The sequence below is a fragment of the Paenibacillus sp. MDMC362 genome, assembly GCF_003269305.1.
In the GTDB taxonomy this organism is placed as follows: Bacteria; Bacillota; Bacilli; order Paenibacillales; family Paenibacillaceae; genus Paenibacillus_AQ.
Map to the genome: position 1 here is coordinate 1 of NZ_QLYT01000002.1, position 1,280 is coordinate 1,280.

Consider the following 1,280-nt stretch of genomic DNA (forward strand, 5'->3'; position numbering starts at 1 on the left):
TGGTATTATCCCCTCATGGTAGACAGTGAAAAAAGAGGACATGTTACAATGAACTCAAATACTGGATACCGGAGGGGATTTTTGTTATGTCAGCGAAGAAAGGCCAAACCTTTAATCGATATAGCGAAGAAACGAAGAAAGAAGCCGTACGTCTGCGAGTGGAAGAAGGTTGGGCGTACAGTCGGATCATGAAGAAGTTTGGGATTAAGAGCGAGAGCCAGATTATCACATGGGTTCGTAAAAGCCAAAATGGAGAGAGTTTCGAGGATTACCGTGGACTTTGGACGAAGAAGCATTTTAGTAGTGCAGAAGAAGAAAATGCTTATCTGAAAGCACAGGTAGAATATCTAAAAAAGCTCAATCCAAATTTGCACGGAGAGGAAAGTTGGATTTCGAAGCCCGGTGCCAGTCCGTTCGAGAAATAAGCAAGTGGGCACCTGTGGTTTGGCTGTGTAAAATTGCTGAAATTTCGCGTGCAGGTTACTACAAATGGAAGAAAAATGCTGCCCTCAGAGAGAAACGAGCAGATCGGGATGCGGATCTGAAAGCACATATTTTAAGCATTCATCGGCTTCGTCCTTATTTCGGCTACAAACGTATGCGAACCGCGTTAGGCAAAGAAGGCCTTGTAGTGAATCACAAAAAGGTACGCCGCTTAATGAGAGAACTTCAGATTCGTTCCGTGATTCGCAAGAAACGTCCATTTGCTGGCCGGAAACCGTCCGTTCTGTTCCGTAATGTCCTAAATCGGGAATTCTCAGCGACAGCTCCTGTGCAGAAGCTCGTGACGGATATTACGTATGTCCGGATTGGGCATGATTTTGCTTATCTCTCCGTGGTGATGGATCTGTACAACAATGAAATTGTAGCGTGGGAACTCTCTGAGCGAAATGACTTAAAACTCGTTACAGACACAGTGAAGAAACTGAAATGTGGACCTTCCTTGCTCCACTCGGACCAGGGGTTTCAGTATACAACACAAACCTATGCCAAGTTACTTGAAGAGAAGAAGCTTACAGGAAGCCATTCCCGGCGTGGAAACTGCTATGACAATGCTTCTATTGAGTCGTTCTTCTCCCACTTAAAGACAGAGAAACTGTATTTGGAGAGACCTCAAAATCTGGAGCAAGCAAGGAGCCAAATTACGGAGTATATTTCGTTTTACAACATGGAACGTTTCCAAAACAAACTGGGCGACCTCTCCCCGATTGAGTTTCGGGAAAAAGTCGCCGCTTAATAAAATCTCTTTTTTTAATGTCTACTTGACGGGGCTATGACCA

Annotated in this window: 1 protein-coding gene; it reads left to right on the forward strand. The window is 44.5% G+C overall.

Features of this window, described 5'->3' with window-relative positions; translation table 11 throughout:
• The first annotated feature begins 86 nt into the window (after positions 1-86).
• Positions 87-1,237 (forward strand): IS3 family transposase gene (locus tag DP091_RS00055; protein WP_113056499.1). Its coding sequence is split into 2 segments (ribosomal slippage): positions 87-348 and positions 348-1,237, totalling 1,152 coding nucleotides; the frame shifts between segments, so codons are not numbered across the junction.
• Positions 1,238-1,280: the final 43 nt, after the last annotated feature.